General features: G+C 67.4%; 10 protein-coding genes. 4 read left to right on the forward strand and 6 right to left on the reverse strand.

What is annotated here, in order from left to right; all coding sequences use genetic code 11:
• Positions 1 to 384 precede the first annotated feature (384 nt).
• From IT359_04220 to IT359_04240, 5 genes are all read right to left on the reverse strand, one after another.
• Positions 385 to 729 (reverse strand): hypothetical protein, encoded by a 345-nt coding sequence (locus IT359_04220; protein MCC6928181.1) that lies wholly within the window; start codon positions 727 to 729, stop codon positions 385 to 387.
• Between the two features lie 128 nt (positions 730 to 857).
• Positions 858 to 1,052 (reverse strand): hypothetical protein, encoded by a 195-nt coding sequence (locus tag IT359_04225; protein MCC6928182.1) that lies wholly within the window; start codon positions 1,050 to 1,052, stop codon positions 858 to 860.
• A 7-nt stretch (positions 1,053 to 1,059) separates the two neighbouring features.
• On the reverse strand, positions 1,060 to 1,560 hold the full coding sequence (gene tsaA / locus IT359_04230; GenBank protein ID MCC6928183.1) for a tRNA (N6-threonylcarbamoyladenosine(37)-N6)-methyltransferase TrmO: 501 nt from the start codon (positions 1,558 to 1,560) through the stop codon (positions 1,060 to 1,062).
• The gene (locus IT359_04235) at positions 1,560 to 3,953 is read right to left on the reverse strand and encodes a xanthine dehydrogenase family protein molybdopterin-binding subunit (protein ID MCC6928184.1); all 2,394 of its coding nucleotides are present in this window, start codon (positions 3,951 to 3,953) and stop codon (positions 1,560 to 1,562) included. The genes tsaA and IT359_04235 overlap by 1 nt, the downstream gene beginning before the upstream one ends.
• The gene (locus IT359_04240) at positions 3,950 to 4,441 is read right to left on the reverse strand and encodes a (2Fe-2S)-binding protein (GenBank protein ID MCC6928185.1); all 492 of its coding nucleotides are present in this window, start codon (positions 4,439 to 4,441) and stop codon (positions 3,950 to 3,952) included. The genes IT359_04235 and IT359_04240 overlap by 4 nt, the downstream gene beginning before the upstream one ends.
• A 261-nt stretch (positions 4,442 to 4,702) precedes the next feature.
• On the opposite strand from IT359_04240, the gene IT359_04245 reads away from it, so the two are divergent.
• The 4 genes from IT359_04245 (at position 4,703) to IT359_04260 (ending at position 11,066) form a co-directional block, all read left to right on the forward strand.
• Positions 4,703 to 7,054, forward strand: a complete 2,352-nt coding sequence (locus IT359_04245; GenBank protein ID MCC6928186.1) for a DEAD/DEAH box helicase family protein — start codon at positions 4,703 to 4,705, stop codon at positions 7,052 to 7,054.
• A 15-nt stretch (positions 7,055 to 7,069) separates the two neighbouring features.
• Positions 7,070 to 8,677 carry an SAM-dependent DNA methyltransferase gene (locus IT359_04250; GenBank protein MCC6928187.1) on the forward strand — a complete coding sequence of 536 codons (1,608 nt, stop codon included), beginning with the start codon at positions 7,070 to 7,072 and terminating at the stop codon, positions 8,675 to 8,677.
• Positions 8,677 to 9,924 carry a DUF1016 family protein gene (locus IT359_04255; protein ID MCC6928188.1) on the forward strand — a complete coding sequence of 416 codons (1,248 nt, stop codon included), beginning with the start codon at positions 8,677 to 8,679 and terminating at the stop codon, positions 9,922 to 9,924. The genes IT359_04250 and IT359_04255 overlap by 1 nt, the downstream gene beginning before the upstream one ends.
• A gap of 62 nt (positions 9,925 to 9,986) precedes the next feature.
• Positions 9,987 to 11,066 carry a restriction endonuclease subunit S gene (locus tag IT359_04260; protein MCC6928189.1) on the forward strand — a complete coding sequence of 360 codons (1,080 nt, stop codon included), beginning with the start codon at positions 9,987 to 9,989 and terminating at the stop codon, positions 11,064 to 11,066.
• A 110-nt stretch (positions 11,067 to 11,176) separates the two neighbouring features.
• On the opposite strand, the gene IT359_04265 is transcribed toward IT359_04260, so the two are convergent.
• A complete protein-coding gene (locus IT359_04265) occupies positions 11,177 to 14,632 on the reverse strand; it encodes a hypothetical protein (GenBank protein MCC6928190.1) in 3,456 nt (1,151 codons plus the stop codon).
• Between the last annotated feature and the right edge of the window lie 33 nt (positions 14,633 to 14,665).

Genomic DNA, 14,665 nt, shown 5'->3' on the forward strand with positions numbered 1-14,665 from the left:
CCGCCGTCCACTCGCCCCGCCCCTCGCCCGTGTACGCCCCACTCCCACCCCCCGGACCACGTCGCCACTTGACAGGTCGCTTCATATCAGAGTCACCGAGAATTTGGTTCGGTGACTCTGACCCCAAGTTGGACCCGCGGTCCTTAGCTCCGGAGTCGGGACCCGCATAGCGAAACACTGTTTCGCTTACATGACTGGTCCGACGTGCCGGGAAGCTCGCCCTCCTCTAGGCGCCTCGTCCCCGAAGTGCAAAGAGACCAATGACTTCCGTTCGGCGCCTCGCGGTCCTCCAATACAGATCGGGGCGCAATTCGGGGTCACAAGTCAGACCCGCAAATCGGGGTCAGAGTCACCGAGAATTTGGTTCGGTGACTCTGACCCCGATCAGTCCTCCCCGAGAGACTCCAAGTCGGCAAGATCCTTGAGCCGGCCGGTCGCGCGCTTGTTGCGGACGAAGGCAGCGCGACCGATGACGGGCACCGTCACACCGGAGAAATCACTCTCGACCCGTCCCTCCCACGCTTCCTCGAAGGTGACGCCGCTGATGCCGGTCCGGACGTCGATCCGAAAGGGCGGCAGCCCGAGTTGGGCAACCATGTCCGGGCGTGAGAAATCAGCCTCGCGAATCTGCAATGAGTCCAGCGGCGGCCCAAACGCCCGCAGCGCGCCCCAAACGCCCGCAGCGCGCCCCAGACGCGCGCCGCGTTCGCCGCCGACGCCTCGATCCACACATCCAGGTCCACCGTTCCTCGCGGCACCCCGTGCACAGAGAGCGCGTGTGCGCCAACGACGAGAAACCGGGCTTCTGCCCGAACCAACTCCTCGAGGAAGTCGCGAAAGTCGTCGATCACACCGCGCTACTCGCCGACTCGCGTCGAGCGCAGCGGAACGAGCGCCCCCGGCATCGTCGCGCGCGTGTAGATGGGCAACGGACGCCCAGAGAGCCGCCACTGCATCGCACTCAGCGTCTCCACGAGTGCGAGGCGATCAGCCGCGGTACCTCCAACGATCGCGTCGCTCGCCTCGCGACTGTGAATCGAGACGACTCGCATGGTCATCTCACGGCGTGGTATCCCCATTCGTCGAATCTACGGCGCGCGAAAAACCGGCAGAAGTCCCCATCCGCTCCGCATCCGCCAACCACCCCCGCCGCACCTGCTCGATAGGAATGCTCGACTGATACGGCTTGATGTCGAGGATCGGCGACCCGTCGAGCATGTCGATGCCGCGCACCTTGAGCGTCGCCCCCTCGCGCCCCAGCAGCTCGACGACGGTCAGCCCGATGGGATTGGGGCGCGCCGGCATGCGCGTGGCGAAGACACCGTGCGGCTTCCCATCCGCCCGCGCCCGCGTCATCAGCGCATAGTCTCCGATACGGTCGAAGACCCAGATGACATACAGGTGCGAGAACCCCTCGATGTCGGTCAGCCCCTCCTCCAGCTCGGCGCGGAGCACGAGTTCACCCTCGGTCACATGCTTCGCGCCAAGCCCCTTCGGGACCGCCTCCATGGTCGCGTAGGGCGAGCGGACAACGCCAATGGGTTCGAAAACGACCGGCATCACTCCTCCTCGGTGGCCGCACGCGACGGCCACCCCGCCAGCTGCTTCGCCACCGGCAGGTCGCGCACGCGCACCCCGGTCGCGGCGAAGATGGCATTGGCAATCGCCCCACCCGCCGGCGGCACCCCCGGCTCACCAATGCCGCCGGGCAACCCCTCGCTCTCCACGATGGTCACGTCCACCACACGCGGCGCCGCGCGCATGCGCGTGACCTGATAGTCGCGGAAGTTGGACTGCACCACCTTCCCCTGCGCGAACGAGACCTCGCTGTACAGCGTGTTGCTCATCGCCATGATGAGCGCCCCCTCCATCTGCGCCCGCGCCCGGTCCGGGTTGGCCACGAAGCCGGCATCGACGGCCACGGTCGCCCTGGGAACGAGCACCGTCCCATCGGGGAGCACCTCGACCTCGACGACCATCGCCACGTACGACAGGAACGAGCGATGGATGGCGATTCCTCGCCCCCTCCCGCGTGGGAGCTTCGCCCCCTTCCACCCACTCTTGTCCATCACGATCTGCACGACACGCTTGGCCCGTGCCGTGTCGAGGGGATGGTCGCCCCACGTAGCCCCGTAGTTGCTGGCCGGCGCCACGAGCCCCGCCTTGGAGAGGTCGACCTGCCGGTCGCTCCCCATCAGCTGCAACAGGAAGTCGCCCGTGTCCTGCCGCGCGGCACGCGCCAGCTCGTCGACAAACGATCCGATGGCGAACCCGTGGTGGATGGCGTTGACGCTGCGAAACCAGCCGATGCGCGCCATGGCCACGGCGGGACACGCCTCGACGCTGATGTTGGGGATGTCGAACGGGATGTCGCTCGCCCCGTTGGTCAGCTCGTCGGGTTCGGGGCCCGGCACGTTAGGCGCAAACGTGGCGCTGATGGCGGGGTACGCCGAGCGATGCAGCCACGCCGTGACCTTCCCTGACGCGTCGAGCGCCGCCTCGAGGCGATGCGCCGCCACGCTGTGGTAGTACGAATGGCGCAGGTCATCCTCGCGCGTCCACTGCACGCGCACCGGTGCGCCGACCTCGCGCGCCAGCCACGCGGCCTCGCACACGTAGTCCGGCTTGGACTTCCGCCCGAAGCCGCCGCCCAGCAGCGTCACATGCACGGTCACGTTGGCCACGTCGACCTTGAGGAACTCGGCCAGCGTCTTGCGCGTGTCCATGGGCGACTGCGTGCACCCCCACGCATCCACCTTCCCGCCGTCCACCCGGGCAATGGCCGCCACCGGCTCCATCTGCGCGTGCGAGAGGTGCGGCACATAGTACTCGGCGCTCACCTTGCGGCTGGCGGATGCGAGCGCGGCCGCGGCATCGCCATTGGTGCGCCCGGCCCTCCCCGGCGTGCGCACCGATTCCAGCAGCGCCGCCTTGTACGACACCGAGTCGTAGCCCTTGTTGGGGCCATCGTCCCACGTGACCACGAGCGCGTCGCGCCCCTTGATGGCGGCCCAGGTGTTCGTCGCCACCACGGCCACGCCGCCTAACGGGAGAAACGCCCCCGGCATCGGCCCGTCGGGGAGGCGGATGACCTTCTCCACCCCCGGCACCTTGAGCGCCGCGCTGTCGTCGACGCTCACGACCTTCCCGCCCCACACCGCCGGGCGCGCGATGGCCGCGACCTTCATCCCGGGGAGGACGACATCGGCGGCATACATCGCCGTCCCGGTCGTCATCGGCTTGAGGTCGATGGAGGTGATCCCCTTCCCCTCCCAGCGCCGCTCCGCCTTGGTCTTGATGCGCACGCGCTCCCTGGCCGGCATCGGGAGCGCGCGCGCCGTCGCCACCAGTGCCCCAAACGACTTGCTGCGCCCACTCGCCAGGTGCACCACCTCGCCGTTCTTTGCCTTCACCTCGCTCGCGCTCACCCCCCACTCCTTCGCCGCCGCGTCCTCCAGCAGGGCGCGCACGGTGGACCCGGCCTCGCGGTACTTCGACAGGAAGTCGCGGATGGACGTCGAGCCATCGGTGTTCTGGCTCCCGTACCTGGGCTCATCACCCACCGCTTGCACCACTCGGCAGTTTGTCCAGTCGGCCTCCATCTCGTCGGCCAGGATCATCGGCATCGTGGTGCGGATCCCCTGCCCCATCTCCGAGCGATGGCACACGAGCGTGACGATCCCGTCCTCGCCCAGGGTGATGTAGGCGTGCGCCTCCCACGGCTCGGCGGCCGCTGCGCCCGATACCAGACGCTCTGCCGCCTCCAACCGGCGAATGCCGAACGGGCCGGTCACGAAGAGCAGCCCGCCGGCGCCGAGCAGCTTGACCAGGTCGCGGCGCCCGGTGTCGATGGGGCCATCGCACGCTTCATCGCTGGCCGCATCACGCGGGACGGTTGCCTTGGCATCGCTCGCCGCGAACGACACCCACGGCAGGGAACGGCGCGCGCTCATGACCGCTTCTCCGCCGCTGCCTTGATCGCCGAGCGGATGCGCGGATAGGTCCCGCACCGGCAGATGTGCCCGTTCATCGCCGCATCGATGTCGGCGTCGGTGGGGCGCGGCGTGTTCCGGAGCAGGTGCACCGCCTGCATGATCTGCCCGCTCTGGCAAAAGCCGCATTGCGGCACGTCGAGCTCGCGCCACGCCACCTGCACCGGGTGCGATCCCGTCACGTGCAACCCCTCGATGGTGACCACGCTGGCGCCCTGCAACGTCTGCATGCGCCGCGTGCAGGCGCGCGCCGGCGTGCCGTCCACGTGCACCGTGCAGGCGCCGCATTGGGCGATCCCGCACCCGTATTTTGTGCCGGTCAGCTGCAACTCGTCGCGCAGGAACCAGAGGAGCGGCATGCTGGGGTCGCCGTCGAACGTGCGCGTGACGCCGTTGACGAGGAGGGTGATGGCGGTGGCGGTGGCCGGCGTGTCAGGGACGGCGCTCATGGAGTCTCCCGTAGGTCGGACCAGCGGTCGCTGGGCCCCTGAGTTTGGGGGCGGGACGGACGAGACGCCAGCGCCGCGACCCGATAGCGCGCTGGCGGCTCAGACGTGCGCATCGCCATCTTCCGTCCCGAAGACCTGACCAACGCTCGAGGTTGTTCGTCGTACCGACGACGTGCGCCAGCAGCGACCAAATGGGACGAGGATGACGGGTAGGCGATGCGACCTGGGGTAATCACCGAGGCGGACACGTGCCGAGAGTACGTGACCCCGCGCCTGATTCAGGCCGGCTGGGGAGATCCGCCGCACCACATCGGCGAACAGCGGAGCTTCACCAACGGGCGCATCATGGTGCTTGGCGGCAAGGTGCGCCGCGGCCCGCAGAGGCGCGCCGACTATCTCCTGTTCTATCGCCGCGACTTCCCCTTGGCGGTGGTCGAGGCCAAGGAGGCGGGCCTCCCCGCAGAGAACGGCGTTCAGCAAGCGAGGGTTTACGCCGATCTCCTCGGATTGACGTTCGCCTATGCGACCAACGGGCATCGCATCATCGAGATCGACCTCGCCGCCGGTACAGAGCGCGAGGTCGATCGATATGCCACCCCCGATGAGCTGTTCGCGCGGCGAATCGCAGCGAGTCACCTCTCGAGCGACGCCACCGCTCACCTGATCGAGCCGTTCAACCTCGTGTCCGGCAAGGTCCCTCGATACTACCAGCAGATCGCAATCGATCGGGTCATAGAGGCGGTCCTCGGGGGAAGGACTCGCATCCTGGCCACCTTGGCGACGGGGACGGGAAAAACCGACGTCGCGTTTCAGCTCTGCTGGAAGCTCTGGAACAGTCGATGGAACCGGACCGGCGAGTATCGACGACCGAAGATTCTCTTCCTCGCGGACCGCAACATTCTCGTCGATGACCCGATGGCCCGGATGTTCGCCCCCTTCGGCGACGCCCGGCACAAGATCTCAAGCGCCGACGCGAGCCAGGGGCGCGACATGTACTTCGGCATCTACCAGGCGCTGACGACCGCCACCGACGACGTCTTCCGTTCGTATCGCCCCGACTTCTTCGATCTCATCATCATCGACGAATGTCACCGTGGCTCGAGCCGCGACGAGAGCGCGTGGCGCGCGGTGCTCGACTACTTCCACCCGGCGGTGCAGTTCGGGATGACCGCAACACCGTTGCGTGAGGAATCGCGCGATAGCTACGAGTACTTCGGCGATCCGGTCTATTCCTACAGCCTGAAGCAGGGCATCGACGACGGCTTCCTGGCGCCGTATCGCGTGCATCGTGTGATCACCACCGTCGACGCGGCAGGGTGGCGCCCCAGCAGGGAGGAGGTGGATCGCTTCGGGCGCCCTATCCCCGACGAAGAGTACCAGACGAAAGACTTCGAGCGTGTCGTTGCGCTCCGCGCCCGGACCGGCGCCATGGCGCAGCATCTGACGCACTTTCTCAAGGGGACCGATCGATTCGCCAAGACGATCGTCTTCTGCGTCGACCAGGAGCACGCCGCCGAGATGCGACAGGAGCTCGTGAACCTCAATAGCGATCTCGTCGCGCGGTATCCGGACTATGTCTGTCGCGTCACGGCCGACGAAGGGCCCGACGGGCTGACGCACCTCGCGCATTTTCAGGACGTGGACAAACCCACGCCGGTCATCCTCACCACGTCGCAGCTACTCACGACCGGTGTCGACGCCGAGATGGTGAAGAACGTGGTGCTGGCACGCGTGGTCGGCTCGCGCGCCGAGTTCAAGCAGATCATCGGGCGCGGAACGCGGCTCAAGGTCGATTACGGCAAGGAGTACTTCAACATCATCGACTTCACGGGGACGGCGACGCGCCACTTCGCGGACCGGGACTTCGACGGCGATCCGGCCCGACTCGAGACGGTGATGATCGACGAGTCGGGTGACGTGGTCGAGACGACGGTGGACGAGCTCGCGCACGTGTCCGGACCGGAGGGCGAGTACGTTGTTGATGCGCCGGACGGCGCGGACGGGCGCGGAACGCTCCTTGGCGAGGCATCCGGTGAACCTCGCAAGTACTACGTCGACGGTGGAGAGGTCGAGATCATCGGCCACTTGGTGTACGACCTCGATGGCGACGGCACGAAGCTGCAGGTGGTCAAGTACACCGACTATGCCGGCCGCGCCGTGCGCACCCTGTACCCCACGCGTGACGCACTGCGCTCGGCGTGGGCCAGCGCCGACACACGAAGCGAGGTGCTCCGCGAACTGTCGGAGCGCGGCATCAGCTTCGAGGAGCTCGCGTCTGCCAGCGAGCAGCCGGACGCCGACCCGTTTGACCTGCTCTGCCACCTGGCGTGGAATGCCCCACTCCTCACGCGACGCCAGCGCGCCGAGCAGGCGCAACGCCTGTCACCCGATCCCTTTGCGCAGTACGGGGCGACCGCCCGGGAGATCCTTGGGCTCCTGCTCGACCGCTACGTAGACCATGGCATCTTCCAGTTCGCGGCGCTCTCCGACCTCATGAAGGTGCGCCCGTTCGACCGCTACGGCACACCATCCGAGATCGCCACGCGCCACTTCGGCGGCGTGCATGAGATGAAGTCGGCGGTGTTGCAGCTGCAGCACGCACTCTACCAGTAACGCTCATCGGACGACATGGCGAAGGCTGCCGGCAAGAAGGGCAACACCGCGTCGCGCGCCCCGCGTGCGCCCAAGGCACCGCTGACGACGCGCGAGAATCTCTCAGCGCTCATCGGGACCGCCCGCAAGATCCTGCGCAAGGACAAGGGGCTCAACGGCGATGTGGATCGCCTCCCCCTGCTCACGTGGGTCATGTTCCTCAAGTTCCTCGATGACCTCGAGCGCGTGCACGAGCAGGAAGCCGAGCTCGATGGGCGGCGCTATCACCCCATCATCGAGTCGCCGTATCGCTGGCGCGACTGGGCGGCGCGCGAGGACGGTATCACCGGCGACGAGCTGCTGTCCTTCATTGGTCAGGACACGGCAGTGCGCCCCGATGGCACGAGTGGCAAGGGGTTGTTCGCCTACCTGCGTTCGCTCGGCGGCGTGGGGGAGAAGGGGAGCCAGCGCGAGGTCATCGCCAACGTCTTCAAGGGGGTGCAGAACCGCATGGTGAGCGGCTACCTCCTGCGCGACATCCTCAACAAGATCAACGGCATCCACTTCTCGTCCAGCGACGAGATCCACACGCTTTCCCACCTGTACGAGTCGATGCTGCGCGAAATGCGCGATGCAGCGGGCGACTCGGGGGAGTTCTACACGCCGCGTCCCGTGGTGCGCTTCATGGTGCGCGTCTCCGATCCGCGTCTCGGCGAGACCGTCCTCGACCCGGCGTGCGGGACCGGCGGATTCCTGGTGGAGTCGTACGATCATCTCGCGCCGCAGGTCGCCACGCCGGAGCAGCGTCGCCAGTTGCAACGGCAGACGCTGTTCGGACAGGAGGCCAAGCCGCTACCGTACATGCTGGCGCAGATGAACCTCCTGCTGCACGGGCTGGAGGCGCCCCAGATCGCCTACGGCAATACGCTGGACCGGCGCATCAACGAGATCGGTCACGGCGAGCGAGTCGACGTGATCCTCACTAATCCGCCGTTCGGCGGTGAAGAAGAGGCGGGGATCAAGGCGAACTTCCCGCCTAACATGCAGACGTCGGAGACGGCGCTCCTCTTCCTGCAGTACATCATGCGCAAGCTGCGCGTCGCGGGCGCTCCAGTGCTTGGCGGCAAGAGCGCCGAGCGCGGAGGGCGCGCGGCCGTCGTCGTGCCTAACGGTACGCTGTTCGGCGATGGCGTGTGTGCCGTGATCAAGGAAGAGCTGCTCAGGGAGTTCCGGCTGCACACCATCGTGCGGCTGCCGCAGGGGGTGTTCGCTCCGTACACCGACATCCCGGCCAATCCGCTCTTCTTTGAACGCGGCGGTCCGACCGACACCATCTGGTACTATGAACTCCCGCTCCCCGAGGGGCGCAAGAGGTACAGCAAGACCGCGCCGCTGCAGTTCGAGGAGTTTGCGCCGGCGCTTGCGTGGTGGCATAACCGGCAGGAGGGGGCGCAGGCCTGGAAGGTGAGCGCCGCCGAGGTCGCGGCGCGCGGCTACAACCTGGATCTCAAGAATCCCAACGCGAAGGCGGGGTTGGAACACGCCGACCCGAAGGAGCTCATTGCCTCCATGCGCAGTCATGAGGGCGAGGTGATGCGGTTGCTGGGCGAGATCGAGGCGTTGGTGACGGGGATGCCTGCGTGATGAGGAAGAAGCGCGCGGCGACGAAGGGGCGGCCCGCTCGAAAGGTGGCAACGATCAAGCGCACGACGAGTGCCGCGCGCACCACATCGATGGTCGGCTACGACGACGTTCGCGCCGACATCGTCGCTCTGCTGGAACGGGCGCGCCATGCTGCGGCGCGCAGCGTCAATGCGGTGATGACGGCGACGTATTGGGAGATCGGCCGGCGCATCGTCGAGTTCGAGCAGGGGGGGCGTAAGCGGGCCAGCTATGGTGAGGCGCTGGTCGAGCAGTTGTCGGGGGATCTGCGGGCGCGCTTCGGATCGGGATTCAGCCCGCAGAACCTGTGGCAGATGCGCGCCTTCCATCTGGCCTGGTCCATCGACCGCATTTCGCAGACGGTGTCTGCGAAACTGGGGACGTCGCCAATTCTCCAGACACCGTCTGGAGAATCTCGAGGCGGGACGATTCTCCAGACAGTGTCTGGCGAATTGCCCGATCTCTCTGTGCTCGCCGGGGCATTCCTGCTCCCCTGGTCGGCATACGTGCGCCTCTTGTCGGTGAGGAATCCACAGGCCCGCGCCTTCTACGAGACCGAAGCACTGCGCAGCGGATGGTCGGTGCGGCAGCTCGCTCGGCAGATCGAAAGCCAGTTCTACGAGCGCACCGCGCGGTCACGCAACAAGGCGGCGATGCTGGCCACGGGTGCGCTCGCCGACGCCGGCGATGCGCTCACCCCCGAGGAGGCCGTCCGCGATCCGTTCGTCCTGGAGTTCCTCGGGCTCCGGGATGAGTACTCGGAGAGCGAGCTGGAAGACGCGCTCATCCAGCATCTGGCCGACTTCCTCCTCGAGCTCGGCGACGACTTCGCCTTCGTCGGCCGGCAGCGACGCCTGCGGCTCGACGACCGCTGGTTTCGCGTCGACCTGATCTTCTTCCACCGGCGGCTCAAGTGCCTGCTGGTGATCGACCTCAAGGTGGGGAGGTTCAGTCATGCCGACGCGGGGCAGATGCACATGTACCTGAACTACGCGCGCGAACACTGGGTGAAGCCCGGGGAGAACCCGCCGGTGGGGTTGATCCTCTGCGCGGAGAAGGGGGCGGCGGAGGCGCACTACGCGCTGGAAGGGTTGCCTAACAAGGTGCTGGCGGCGGAGTACCGGGTGGTGTTGCCGGGGGAGGAGCTGCTGGTGGAGGAGATTGAGAGGACGCGGCGGGAGTTGGAGGGGCGACGGGTGAGGCTCGTGGGAGCGGGGGCTGAACGATGAGGGCATGGCCGAAAGTGCCACTCCGCGACCTGTCCACCATCGCGCAACGTCTCACGACCCCGATGCCTGGACAAGCCTACCGTCAGCTCGGGGTACGTCTCTGGGGCCTAGGTGCGTACGAGCGCGAGGAAATAGATGGCGGTGCCACCAAGTATCCGAGCTTTAATCGCATCGAGCCCAATGATCTGGTGGTGAACAAGATTTGGGCACGCAGCGGAGCAGTTGCGGTAGCCGAGGAGAAGCACGCGAGAACATTCGTAAGCACAGAGTTTCCGACATTTGCATTGGACCTCACCCGTCTTGATCCACGGTGGATGAGGGCTGTGACAAAGTGGCGCGGCTTCTGGCTCGCGTGTGATCAGATGGCTCGAGGTACAAGCGGGAAGAACAGAATCAAGCCGGCGCAATTCCTCGAAATAGTCATCCCACTTCCTCCTCTCGCCGAGCAACAGGCGCACGTCGCCCGCCTCGACGCACTGGCCGCGAAGACGCGGGAGGTGGAGGAGCATCTGGCGGCGGTGGAGCGCATCTCCTCGGCAGTCCTTCTTTCCCTTCACCACAGACTCTCCCGAGGCCGAATGGCTCGACTGGGAGATGTCCTTGAACTTTCAGAACTGAGCCAGCCCGTCACCCCCTTCGACAGCTACCCTCAAGTAGGGGTGCGTGGCTTTGGCGGAGGACTTTTTCCCAAGGCAGCGATTCGCGGCGGTGAAACGTCCTATAGGACATTCAACCGGCTCTTTACTGGGGCGCTTGTACTCAGCCAAGTGAAGGGTTGGGAAGGGGCCATCGCACGCTGCCCGGCTGAACTCGATGGATGGTTCGTTTCTCCAGAATACCGGACGTTCCGATGCATCCCCGAACTCGCGAACGACGAGTACCTAGGTGAACTCGTTCGAACGGAGTGGTTCTGGAGTCTCCTGCAGGATGCCACCCGTGGCGTCGGCGCGCGTCGAGAGCGAACACGGCCCGAGCAGTTCCTTCAGATCGAACTACCGCTCCCAGAGCTGGAGGATCAGTTGCGGATTGTCCAGATCGTGCGCCGGCAGACAGAGGCCAAGGCCAACCTCGCGACGATCCGCCAAGCCAACGCCGCCCTCCTCCCCGCCACCCTCGAACGCCTCTTCGCCGAGCGTGCGTAGATGCAGTTCGTCGCCAACGGCCCCGACATCCCCGACGCCCTCCTCCAAGCGCATGAGGAGGGTCGCGTGGTGTTCTTCTGAGCAACTGGCATTACCGCCCTCCCCTCGCCTCAGCTCAACAACAACTCCAGCTCCTCCCGCCCCAGACTCGCCACCACCGAGTTGTCGGCCCGGATGATCGCCTCCGCCAGGTCGCGCTTGGTCTCCTGCAGCGCCAGCACCTTCTCCTCCACCGTGTCGCGCGCAATGAGGCGCTGCGCAAAGACGCGGCGCGTCTGCCCGATGCGGTGCGCACGGTCGATCGCCTGCGCCTCCACCGCCGGGTTCCACCACGGGTCGAGGAGATACACGTACTCGGCCGCGGTGAGGTTGAGCCCCACACCGCCGGCCTTGAGCGACACCAGGAAGACCTTGCAGTCGGGATCCTCCTGGAACTCGGCGACCGCATGCTGCCGGTCCTTTGTCTCGCCATCGAGGTACGCATAGCGCACCCCTTGCAGGTCCATCTGCGACCGCACGATGGAGAGCAGCGACGTGAACTGCGAGAAGACGAGGACCTTGTGATCCTCGGCCGTCGCCTCGGTCACGCGCGTGAGGAGCATGTCGATCTTGCTGCTGGAGTCGGCGCGGCGCGCCGGATCGACGAGGCCGGGATGGCACGCCGCCTGGCGCAGGCGCAGCAGCGCCTCCAGCACGTGCATCTTGCTGCGCCCCAGCCCCTGCTGTTCGATACGCCCCAACAGCGAGTTGCGGTAGTGGTCGCGCAACTCGTTGTACAACGCGCGCTCCTTGGGCGAGAGATCGACGACGAGCGTCTGCTCCAGGCGCTCTGGAAGTTCGGGGGCCACCTGCGCCTTGGTGCGGCGCAGGATGTACGGACGCACCGCGCGCGCCAGGAGCGTGCGCGCCTCTTCCCGCTCCTCGGCGTTGCCCGGGGAGTCGAGCCGCCTGACGAGCGACCCGAAGACCGACGCCTTTCCCAGCATGCCGGGGTTGAGGAACTCCAGCAGCGACCACAGCTCGGCCAGGCGGTTCTCGATCGGGGTACCGGTCATCGCCAGCCGGTGTCGCGCACGGATGAGGCGCGCCGCCTTGGCCCCCTCGGTCCCGGCGTTCTTGATGGCCTGCGCCTCGTCGAGGATGGCGTAGTCGAACTCGATCTCGCGCAGCATCGCCACGTCGCGGCGCAGCGTCCCGTACGTGGTAATGACGACGTCATAGTCCGCCAGGTGCACGGCGGAACGCTTGCGATCGGGCCCCCCATGCACCAGGAGGCGCAACCTGGGAGTAAAGCGCGCCGCCTCCTGCTCCCAGTTGAAGACGAGCGAGCGCGGCACCACCACCAGCGACGGCCCCGACTTCTCTTCGCGTCGTTTGTCGAGCAGCGCCAGCACCTGCACCGTCTTCCCCAGCCCCATGTCGTCGGCCAGGCAGCCGCCAAAGCCGAAGTCGCGCAGGAAGTAGAGCCACCCCAACCCATCCTTCTGGTACGGGCGCAGCGTCCCCACGAAGCCCGGCGGCGCCTCGGCGGGGTGCACCCCCTCGAAGCGCATGAGCTGCTGGCGCGCGTGCTCGAAGGCAGCGTCGGTATCGGCCGGTGGCAGGGCGCTCAACAGGACGTCGAGGACGCCGAGCTGCCTGGCCGAGAAGCGCAGGTTGCCGCCGACCATCGTCCCGGCAGCCGCAAGGAAGCCCGACCGCTCCAGCCACTCACCGTCGAGCATGCCGAGCGAGTCGTCGCTCAGCTTCACCGTGCGGTCGCCGCGGCGCAGCGCGGCGAGCAGCTCGGGGAGCGTGGCGCTCACGCCGCCGCCAAAGTCGAGCGAGGCGCCGAGGTCGAACCAGTCGATCCCCGAGGTGACGGAGACCGAGAGGTCGCCCGCCGGGCGCAACAGCCGCCCGTCGAACTCGACCAACCACCCTTCGAGCGAGAGTTCGAAGGCGACGTCCTCGCCGCGCGACTCGTTGAGGCGGCGCACGTAGCGCGCCTGGGCGTAGTCGTACTCCCAGCGGAAGCCGGCCTGCTCCAGGCGGCGGGCCAGCGTTTCCTCGGCGCCGCGGTTGCGCCTGACGATGCGGCGTTCGTCGCCCTGGAAGAGCGCGGCGGAGGCGGCGTCTTCGGCCACCACGTCGCCATCGTAGTCGAAGGAGAGCTGCCCCTCGAACTTGGCGGGGCTCCACGGGGTGCGCGGCACGGGGCGCAACGCCAGGCGCGGCAGCGGCGCCCCTTCGTGCGTCGACAGCTGCAACTCGGTGGGGAGTTCCAGCGGCGGCAGGTGCGGGAGCGCGTGCAGCTCGGCCACCAGCTCCTCCGCCTCGCGCGCGGCCACTTCGACGCGCGTCTCGCTGCGCAGCGCGGGGACCAGGTCAAAGGCGCCGTGATCGATCCAGCGCGCCGCCTTTCCGCGCGCAATGAGGAGCGACTCGCGCATGAAGAGGATCGGCTCGCCGAGGCGCATGACCTCCTCGCCGCGGGCCAGATGCCCCTCGAGGCGGTAGCCGCGCGTCCAGCCGCCGTTCACGTGCTCGTCGCTGCCGTCGCCTAACGCATTGGGCTCGCCTGACTCGCCTGACTTGCCCCGTTGGCCGCGCTCGCCCGGCTGGCGCTCGACCGGGACCACCGCCAGTCGCAACTCCCACGGGTCGCCGTCGTCCCAACCCAGCACTTCGAGTTCCTCGGCCCTGGGCGTGGAGCGCACGAAAGCGCGCCCCGAGTCGCACATGCGCCGGAGCGTCGTCTCGAACGCGGCGGCGGCCAGGATGAATCGTCGCGTGCTGCTGCCGGGGGCGTAGTGGCCGAACTCGGGCTGCGCCCCCAGCAGGAGCTGCGCGACCTCGCGGTCGACCAGCTCGGGCGCCGAGAGCCATTGGGCGCGCGTGAGGCGGAACTGGCGCGGCGCTCCCCACTCGCCGTTCTTCTGCAGCGACTGCATCGCCAGCTCGACGAGGAGCCCTTCCTGCCGCTCGAAGGTGAGGGGGATGTCGACGATGTAGGCAATGCGCTTCCCCTCGGGGAAGGCGCCGCTCTCGCGCCGTTGCGCATCGGCGGCCGGCGCCATGAGCGGGGCCAGGGCGCGCAACTGTTGCACCCACGGACGCGGATCGGCCGGGCGTGGCGTGCGAACGGCCGCGTGCTCCGTTTCCTGCTGTCGCGCGGCGAGGTCGCGCTGGCGCGCCTCCTCTGCCTCGCGCGCGGCCTGGCGTTCGGCCTCGCGGCGACGTTCGAGCTCGCGTTCCTCCGCTTCGCGCGCGGCGCGTGCCGCGGCGTGATACGACTCATCGGGGGTATGCGGGAGCTGGCCGGCGCGGTCGCAGGTGACGAGCGCCGCCCACATGTGCTCGCAGTTGCCGTACTCCTCCGCGTACGAGCAGCTGCAATGCAGCTCGAGCCGGTCGCCGGGGATGGCGCGAATCGACAGGTGCAACGGCTCGACGCCGGGGACCGTGGCGCGCACCAGCGCCGCATCGACGTGGTCGATCCGGACCTTGTTGCCGCGCACGAGGGCGTCGCCCTTGGCGCGCAGCGGCGGGGAGAAGGTGACGGCGACTTTTCTGGGGATCGGCACGAGGAGGCGCGAAGGGAGCCGGGAAAGCTATCG

The sequence above is a fragment of the Gemmatimonadaceae bacterium genome, assembly GCA_020852815.1.
Lineage (GTDB): Bacteria > Gemmatimonadota > Gemmatimonadetes > Gemmatimonadales > Gemmatimonadaceae > SCN-70-22.